Origin of the sequence: Phocaeicola sp. HCN-40430 (genome assembly GCF_037890285.1) — a bacterium.
GTDB classification, from domain to species: domain Bacteria; phylum Bacteroidota; class Bacteroidia; order Bacteroidales; family Bacteroidaceae; genus Phocaeicola; species Phocaeicola acetigenes.
Genome location: NZ_JBBKBS010000042.1, coordinates 1 through 8,284 on the forward strand (window position 1 = coordinate 1; position 8,284 = coordinate 8,284).

Consider the following 8,284-nt stretch of genomic DNA (forward strand, 5'->3'; position numbering starts at 1 on the left):
AGAAATATGCCATGAGAACCAACTCCAGCCAGCTTTAACTTGTTTTATGGTCTTCTAAGATAAAAAATGCGTTGTATCCCATTGATTAATTTTAGTAATATAGGGTTAATTTTTTTATCAGGAAAATGAAATTTTCTATACCTTTCTTCATATTTTCCTCTAGGTTTAGACCATAGTAAGTGTTCCTCTTGAGTATCAAATATCATATAACTATTTCCTTTGTGAGTTTCAAAAAAATTATCGAAAGATAAAGGATTTACTAATGGAAAATCTTGTCCGCTTAGGGAGTGTACATAGTCAAATTTTATTGGAAAATCCTTTACTTTCTTAAGAAGATTAATAGTGCATTGTATCTGAGAAAAACCTCCATGATTAACTATGATACGCTCGCTATCATTAAGAAAGATTATATGATCATTTTTAATGTATTCTTTAAATTGATTAATGTCTACCTTTTTATCCACATGGATGAAGCAGTAATGATTCGGAGCAATTAGTAAACTTACGATTCTATGTAAAAGTTTAGGATAATTGTGTACTTGGAAGATAAACGCATGATTCATTATTTTTTGTTTTTTTAATGTGAAATTAATGATAAGTAACTATTCAAAATTAATTTTATACATATGAGTAATTCACAAATAAGTTCGTACATACAGATGCTAGAGCCCTGTTTGTACAATATAAAAGAGAGTCCTTAGTATTGTAATCAGCGGGGCTTATCCATTTGCCTTTCAATATACGCCATAGCGTTCCAGCAGGATTAAGTTCCGGAGACTATGGTGGAAGAAAGAAAAGAAATAATCCTCTATTCTCCCATATCTTTCTCATTTCCTTTATCTTCCTGTTCCTATGGACAGAAGCATTATCAAGTACAATCATGGTTTTCTTCTTTACCTCAAAAGAGAACCTGTCAAGATAATCCACAAGCTTGTCTGCATTGATGGATTCTTGTGTTGTAAAGCCTTTATATTGATTCCTTCTGGTAATCATGCCAAAGATATTAAGTCTTGCAGCTTTCTCGGATGGAATATAGACATTCTCATCTTTAAACTGCCAATCGTAAGGTACATACATGACTTTCATCAGCATAGTAAAGTTCTATTTTACCTTTGGAATCAAGGCTTTCAAGTTCTTGCAACTTCTCTTTCTTGTATGTGTAGAGCTGCGGTGAGGGTATGCCCCTTGGGCGTTTTCTTATTCGCCTATATTTTGCACCAATGCTCCTAAAAACGTTTGAAGGTAATGTCGCTGGCTTTTTTGCCAGAAGCCTTTTCCCAGGCTTCACGTGCTTTTGATACACTCTGACGGTCCTCTTCTATAGCCTTACGAAGTGCTTCCTCATCGGAACAATCCATTATAGGTACGACCTTGACCAGGACGTGTTTTCAAGCCTTTGATACCATTTTCTTTATAACGTTTTATCCATGCGTATACTGTTGGCACTGTTACATCAAATATTTCAGCTATTTCCGATGCTGATTTTCCTGTTGACTTTAACAATATGGATTTACATCTGATACGATAGTTATGGATAGAGCTATTATGATAGCCTTTCTCTAGTTTGAGACTATCAGACTCACTTAATTCAAGCACTTTAAAATATCATGAGACAATATTAATATTTTATGTTGAATCACTAGTGTCTACTAAAAAAATAGAGGAATAGTTATAAATTATAATTACTAAATAAATTTAGTCTATCATGACCGTTTTTTTGCAACATCACTGAATTTTGTCATTATTCATATGCTGCCTAAGTTTATGATGAAAAGTTATGATTTCAAATCGTTGCGCACGAAAACCTCTTGTAATTATTTGTAATTTAATTACTTCAGAGAACTATTTGCGATTTTTAGTGGACAGTAATGTCTTGACATGTTAAATAATTCATTTCCAGTATGCGATATATTTGTGGTTAGATATTTGAGCTTCTTTAGGTGGTAGTTGCATATAATTACCATAGTGCTTAGTTAAATATGCATCATATTCAGCTATGGCCATAAAATATTCTCCTTCAAAAGGTAATAAAACGTAGTCTTGGAAAGCTTTAGCATCCATAAATTCTTTTTCGGCATATCTTCCCGTTATAACTCCTCGATATAGAGCATTTTCGTAGGGATACTTTGCTAAAAAGGAATCTATTTGTTTTATTATTGTTTCGCGTTTAGGCAATATAATTTTATTGATTAAATATTTTATTCTTCCATAGGAGCGCTTCTCAAAATTAGGATATTTTGTTAATTTCCATAACTTAAGTGCTAAAGCAGAATAATCTTTGAAATATTCTTTCCATTTTTGTGGATTTGGTAATCCTTCAATCGGAAAAATATCGATATAAATTCCATTTATATCGTTTTCTTCTTCTAAAACTGTTCTACAATCAAAGACTTTAGCGAAAGGTTTAAAATATGTTGGAGTTCGTTTACAATCAATTATACTTAAATTTTCACTATTAAAAGCTAGAAGGAACTTCTCATAATCAGGTCTTGGCATCATAATGTCAATATCATCATCCCAGGGAATATAGCCTTGGTGCCGAACCGCTCCAAGAAGTGTTCCTCCACCTAAAGAATAACGTAATTTATTTTCTATACAAAAAGTATGAACCTTGCGTAGAATATCCAATTGGATTTCACGAATTTCCTCTAGTGTAATATATTTTTTCTTCATTTTATTCAAAACTTAAAATAGTTCTTTTCAGACCTTCACGTAAATTGACTTTTGGAGTATATCCCAATTGAGTGATTTTAGTTAAAGACAGCCCCACGCGTTTATAGTTGCAGTAGCCGGATTGATCCTCTGATTTTTTATAGCTTACATGAATGTTGCGTTCTGGGAATAGTTCTGCTATTATTTGTGCAACCTCTCGGATTGGTAATGTTTCTGTTTCGTTTGCTAAATTATAAGCTTCTCCGTTCTGGCCATAAAATATAAGTAATAATAGCCCCTGAATAGCATCTGTCAAATAGCAAAAAGCGCGAAGAGCACTGCCGTCACTTAATAGTGTTATATTTTCGTGATGAACTGCGTTGTGGATAAAATCACTCATCACACGTCCGTCATTTTCTATTTTCATGCCAGGACCATAACAATGTGCAATACGTGCTATAACACTATTTACACCATATTGTAAGTAATAGCTACGTATAATTGTTTCAGCAGCTCGTTTACTTTCAGGATAACATGAACGGTTATCTAATGGATCAATTTTACCGAAGGATTCTTCATGTAAGATTTCAAATGTAGTTTCTCCATATACTTCACGCGTTGAAGCAAAAAGAACTTTTTTGCATTTTTTTTCCTTGGAAAATTCCATTATATTAAAAGTTCCAATTAAATTGCTTTTAACTATATCTACAGGATCATTTTTGATAAAGTGGGGACTTGCATTACCTGCAAAATGAAAAATATAATCAATATTTCCATTATAATTTATCGAGTCACAAATATCTTGTTCAAGAATCTCAAAACAATTAGAATCTAAGAATTCTTTGTATAGTTGTTGAGTTTTTGATAAAGTTCTTGTAAGAGCTATTATTTTAATGTGTATATGTTTTATTTTAGCAACATAGCAAAGTGTATATATTAGATAAATGGCTAACATACCATTAGCTCCTGTTACCAAAATACTTTTTCCATTCAATTTTTCCCAAGGAAGTTCTAAAGATGATATCTCTCTAAGATCTTGCTGTACTATTCTATTAGTAAAACCAAACATATTTCAAATATTAAAAACCAAAGATTTGTTGATTCTCATGTACTTCTTCAATTGCTCGGAATACAAAAAAATCGGTAGGTGTTGTAATCTTTATATTTTCCATTGGTCCAATAATTGTTGATAATTTATGACCATAGTAACTCATCATTGTGCAAGAATCAATAAAATCATGTTTATTTTCTGCTCTAGCCTTTTCATGAGCTGAAAAAATATCCCCAAGTCGGAAGCTTTGTGGAGCTCTTGCAATTAATGAATTTGCGCGGGTAGGAATTTGTAAAGAACCGTCATCTTGTCTTACAACAAACGTTTCTGTTGCAGGAATGCATGTTATGCAGTTTCCTGTTTCTATTGTCATTTTTATATTGTCAAGAATTGCTTTTTCGTTGATAAGTGGACGTACACCATCATGAATCAGTACAACGCTCTCATCTTTACCGTATTTTTTAGCAGCAACAAGTCCATTATAGATAGAATCCTGTCCAGTAGCACCACCTGGCACAACTTCTAGTATTTTAGACAGTTCAAATTTACGTATAAGTTTATGCATATATGGAATCCAGTCTTCTATGCAAACTATTATTATACCGTCAATTTCTGGTAAATTATCAAAAATTTCTAACGTATAAACGATAATAGGTTTGCTATTTAGTTCAAGAAATTGCTTAGGTTTAGCTACTGTATTCATTCTTTTTCCTGAACCACCGGCAAAAACAACTGCTATATTCATAATTGATATCTTTATTAGTTATAAAATTGAATATTATTTGAGCTTTCTATTGCGATTTCATATAAATATTATATACCCTTATTTTTATTGGTCAAATAGATTTTAGCATTATAATTATATTCTTTTGTCAGAGGATATTTTCTAGTAATACGAAATTTATATTAAAGGATATAGATTAATAGATAATAATATAACTAAGTAATTTTTATTGATTATACTTTTGGTAATTACTAATATATTTGTTTTTCGTATTGTTCTTAGATAGACTAATAATCTGTTAATTTTATTAGAGGATAACTTAGTTTATCTTTAAAAGTTCTTTAATATTAAGAATACTATTTATGATTGTGTTACGGAATTCTTTGCGTTGTTCAATGTTGTATCCTTCTTTGATAGCAATAGATAATCGCTCATATATATAATTAGCATTGAAGTTATTAATGGTAATATAATCATCTTTTCGATTTATATTATATCCCCATAGTTTAAGTTTATCATTCCAAACTAGTCCTATTGCAGGTATATTCAGTGAATACGAGATGATACATGAATGTAAGCGTGTAGCTATAACTGCTTTGTAGTTTGATATAATTTTTACAAGTTCTTTTTTATTTATTGGTGTGTCTATATTTACAATTATTCCTTCTTTTTTTAAGAGTTCGCAAATATGCAAAGCCATAGTTTTATCAGCTGGATGGCCATTAGTGAAAATATGTATTTTATGTCCTTCAAAAGTTAATTTCTTGATTAGACTACAATATAGGGATATTAATTGGGAAGGTGTAATAGGTAGACCATTATCAATAAAAATTCCTTCTCTTGCAACACCTATTCCTATAGTGTTACTATGTATATTTTTCTTGATATTGTATATTTCACTTATCCATACAGCGGGATCACATACTTTATGAACGGGAATTGATGGATGGTTATCAAAATAACTTTGAATTAAAGTAGATAAATCATCTCTTGTTGTAATGTAGGCTAAAGATGGGAGATGCATAGCATCCTTAAGGATTAAACATTTTTTATTAGTGCTGTCGTATCCTTCAATGCCTACAGCATTTAATATAACAGGGATTTTTTTATTGTTGGCTGCTTGTAACAATCCCCATATAGCTCCCCAAAAAAATTGGTAGCTATATTTTATTATTCCGCCTCCAACAACTACTACTAAATCTATATCTTTTAGCTTCTTTTCGAAATATAGTTTAGTTAATTTTCGTTTCTGATAATTATCTTGAAATATTAATTTATGAATTATTTTAATGGAGAACTTGTTTATTATTTTTTTTAATAATGGCATACTATATGTCTTCTCAATATAGTCCAAATAGAGATGGTTAGATTGTATTTCACATCCTAAATATTGTGAATACAACCATTCTGTACTATCAAATATAATAGGATCACCTAAATTAGGTTCCTTATATAAACCTACAAATGCAACCTTTAGTTTATTCATTTTTTCTTTTGTTGAATTAACTTGTTTATAATCAAATTTTTAACTATTGTTTTTTCGCTATTGTTTAAGCCTATGAAATATACTGTTGGGATAAATACAATTGTAAATACGATAACACTTATTGCTATTCTAATCCAACCTTCATGTAAATAATAATGTACAATTAAGACTGATATGAATGTAATAAATACAATACTTAGCAGTGGAAAACCGACATTTTTAATATATTCTTTAATTGAAAATTTTATTGCGTTTTTGATAAACAATAATCTAATTGCAAGACAACAAAAGTCTAGACAACATTTAGTTTTTAATGTAATGATAGGAGAAAATCCCATTTTTAAGAATATGTATGAAAACACTATATTCATTGCCATTACACTACTGATAATGATTTGATATTTTTTTATATTTCCAGTTGCTTGTATAGTCATCCACATTGGAGCTGATAGAGATTCGAGTAGAGCATTAGCCATCATTAGGACACAAAATTCAGATGCATATTCAGGTACATTGCCTAACCATATTTTTAGTATAAAAGATATATTGAATGATAGAGGGCACACTATACAAAATAATAAAAGGAAAGAGTATTTTGAAGAATTCATTATTAAATGTCGTAAACTTGATAGTTGATTTGAGGAGAATTGCTTCACAATTTGTGGCCGAAAAGCTACTTGAAAGTTTCCTACAAATTGTTGAATGGATGTATTTACTTGGGATGCTATACCCATGGCAGCATTAACTGCAACTCCAAAAAACACATTAAGTAAGACATTTAGACCCTGGTTAGATAACATTACAGCTATAGAGCCAAATAAACTCCACCCAGAGAAGCTTATAAGACTTTTAAACATATCTTTGTCATATACTTTTTGTATTTTAATGTATTTAAATTTTCTTTTGTTATAAAAGAATATGATTATAAAGCCAATGATAGTTATGAGAAATTGGTTTACTGCATAAAGCTTTAATTTATCAGTAGCTATATACATTAATGAAAAAGCGTTAAGTAATTTTAAAATAGCGTCAATAACTCCAATATATGCGTAAATCGACATTTTCTCGTGAGCAATAATAAGACTCTCAAAAGGGTTACGTAATAAAGAGATTGCAAATGCAAATATGCTGAAATGAAAAGTCCATATTGCAGCATCTAAACGATCTAATGGTAATGACATTTTATTATAAATAAACCATTGTCCACAAATCTCTACAATACATATTAAAATTGTAGCTATTAGTCCATAAATAATTAAACTTAAATTGAATACTTTATTAACGTTGCTTATATTATTTTTCCCTAATTCATAATTGTAGAAACGCTGTGTTGCTGTACCTAAAGGAATACTTATAAAATTAAACGCAATGATAATTGAACCAACTATATTATATATGCCGTAATCTTTAATTCCTAACGAATTGAGAACTATTCTTGAAGTATATAATTGAACGAGCATTATTACTCCCATACGGATATACAGGAATAGCGTATTCTTCGCTATCCTCTTATTATTCTCTGCTGTATTTGTCATAAAGAACCAGTGTGAATTTTATTCGTTTGAATGAGTAAATAATAATGTTTTTAACATTTCAAATTTCTCTCCACCACTTCTCCACCACCTTTCCACCACCCTGAAATGATGTAAAAATTTCAGAATTTCCACATGGTGGAGAGGTGTGGAGAACAGGGGAAACCTGTACAACCCCGACATTTTACCGAAAATGAACGTGACTGTAAATCAGGTGATTAGTTTTTCAGCTTGTCGGGGTTGTCGGGGTTGACAGCAATTTTCTAAACTTTTTATGGAAATGTGTGGAGAGATTTCAATCTCATTTCTCTCCACACTCACACGTATAAGTTTTATAAAATAGGGTGACAACCTTGCCAACCCCGACAAACCGGGGCGTTTTACGCGACTTGTATCGTTGGCTTACGCGATTAGTCGCGTTGCCTTACGATTCAAGTATCGTAAGCTCACGTGAATAGTCGCGTAAACTCAGGCTTTATTGTTCTTCTGAAAACCATATCCGTAACCATAGCCATAACCGTATCCGTACTTCTTGCCATAGCCGTATCCGTAGCTGTTCTTGCGCTTGGTCATGTCGATGTCGTTGAGTACGGTAGCCAGTTTGGTAAACTTTTTGTCGTTCTTCAGTTCGTTGATATACTGGAAGGCTGTTTTGGGAGTGACTTCAGCGCGGCAGACATAGAGGCAGAGGTCAGCCACACGGCTTATGATGAGACTGTCGGCCACGATGCCGATGGGCGCGGTATCGAGGATGATGTAGTCGTAACGTTCCTTCAACTGTGCAATGGCCTGATCCAGTACCGGACGGGCTACCAGTTCGGTAGGGTTGGGCGGTACGG

General features: G+C 31.9%; 9 protein-coding genes and 1 pseudogene. All 10 read right to left on the reverse strand.

Features of this window, described 5'->3' with window-relative positions; genetic code table 11:
- Positions 1-44: 44 nt before the first annotated feature.
- Complete coding sequence (locus WKU26_RS12315) at positions 45-563, reverse strand: beta-1,6-N-acetylglucosaminyltransferase (protein ID WP_340322257.1); 519 nt, start codon at positions 561-563, stop codon at positions 45-47.
- A 214-nt stretch (positions 564-777) separates the two neighbouring features.
- Entirely contained in the window at positions 778-1,092 is a 315-nt protein-coding gene (locus tag WKU26_RS12320; protein WP_340322258.1) for a transposase, read from the reverse strand.
- Between the two features lie 134 nt (positions 1,093-1,226).
- Positions 1,227-1,358: a hypothetical protein gene (locus WKU26_RS12325; RefSeq protein ID WP_340322259.1), complete on the reverse strand. Its 132-nt coding sequence runs from the start codon at positions 1,356-1,358 to the stop codon at positions 1,227-1,229.
- Positions 1,342-1,596: a helix-turn-helix domain-containing protein gene (locus tag WKU26_RS12330; protein ID WP_340322260.1), complete on the reverse strand. Its 255-nt coding sequence runs from the start codon at positions 1,594-1,596 to the stop codon at positions 1,342-1,344. The genes WKU26_RS12325 and WKU26_RS12330 overlap by 17 nt, the downstream gene beginning before the upstream one ends.
- Positions 1,597-1,890: 294 nt before the next feature.
- On the reverse strand, positions 1,891-2,673 hold the full coding sequence (locus WKU26_RS12335; protein WP_340322261.1) for a LicD family protein: 783 nt from the start codon (positions 2,671-2,673) through the stop codon (positions 1,891-1,893).
- Position 2,674: 1 nt separating this feature from the next.
- The gene (locus WKU26_RS12340) at positions 2,675-3,721 is read right to left on the reverse strand and encodes an NAD-dependent epimerase/dehydratase family protein (protein WP_340322262.1); all 1,047 of its coding nucleotides are present in this window, start codon (positions 3,719-3,721) and stop codon (positions 2,675-2,677) included.
- 10 nt (positions 3,722-3,731) lie between these two features.
- Positions 3,732-4,448, reverse strand: a complete 717-nt coding sequence (locus tag WKU26_RS12345) for an IspD/TarI family cytidylyltransferase (RefSeq protein WP_340322263.1) — start codon at positions 4,446-4,448, stop codon at positions 3,732-3,734.
- A gap of 298 nt (positions 4,449-4,746) precedes the next feature.
- Positions 4,747-5,913: a polysaccharide pyruvyl transferase family protein gene (locus tag WKU26_RS12350; protein WP_340322264.1), complete on the reverse strand. Its 1,167-nt coding sequence runs from the start codon at positions 5,911-5,913 to the stop codon at positions 4,747-4,749.
- On the reverse strand, positions 5,910-7,448 hold the full coding sequence (locus tag WKU26_RS12355; RefSeq protein WP_340322265.1) for a lipopolysaccharide biosynthesis protein: 1,539 nt from the start codon (positions 7,446-7,448) through the stop codon (positions 5,910-5,912). Before WKU26_RS12355 ends, WKU26_RS12350 begins: the two co-directional genes overlap by 4 nt.
- Before the next feature lie 465 nt (positions 7,449-7,913).
- Positions 7,914-8,284: pseudogene (locus WKU26_RS12360) on the reverse strand (hypothetical protein); the annotation flags it as partial.

What these genes read in the sequence shown, in the direction of transcription:
- WKU26_RS12315 (WP_340322257.1), bottom strand. Translation starts at nt 563, where the DNA reads ATGAATCATGCGTTTATCTTCCAAGTACACAATTATCCTAAACTTTTA.
- WKU26_RS12320 (WP_340322258.1), bottom strand. Translation starts at nt 1,092, where the DNA reads ATGCTGATGAAAGTCATGTATGTACCTTACGATTGGCAGTTTAAAGAT.
- WKU26_RS12325 (WP_340322259.1), bottom strand. Translation starts at nt 1,358, where the DNA reads ATGGATTGTTCCGATGAGGAAGCACTTCGTAAGGCTATAGAAGAGGAC.
- WKU26_RS12335 (WP_340322261.1), bottom strand. Translation starts at nt 2,673, where the DNA reads ATGAAGAAAAAATATATTACACTAGAGGAAATTCGTGAAATCCAATTG.
- WKU26_RS12340 (WP_340322262.1), bottom strand. Translation starts at nt 3,721, where the DNA reads ATGTTTGGTTTTACTAATAGAATAGTACAGCAAGATCTTAGAGAGATA.
- WKU26_RS12345 (WP_340322263.1), bottom strand. Translation starts at nt 4,448, where the DNA reads ATGAATATAGCAGTTGTTTTTGCCGGTGGTTCAGGAAAAAGAATGAAT.
- WKU26_RS12350 (WP_340322264.1), bottom strand. Translation starts at nt 5,913, where the DNA reads ATGAATAAACTAAAGGTTGCATTTGTAGGTTTATATAAGGAACCTAAT.
- WKU26_RS12355 (WP_340322265.1), bottom strand. Translation starts at nt 7,448, where the DNA reads ATGACAAATACAGCAGAGAATAATAAGAGGATAGCGAAGAATACGCTA.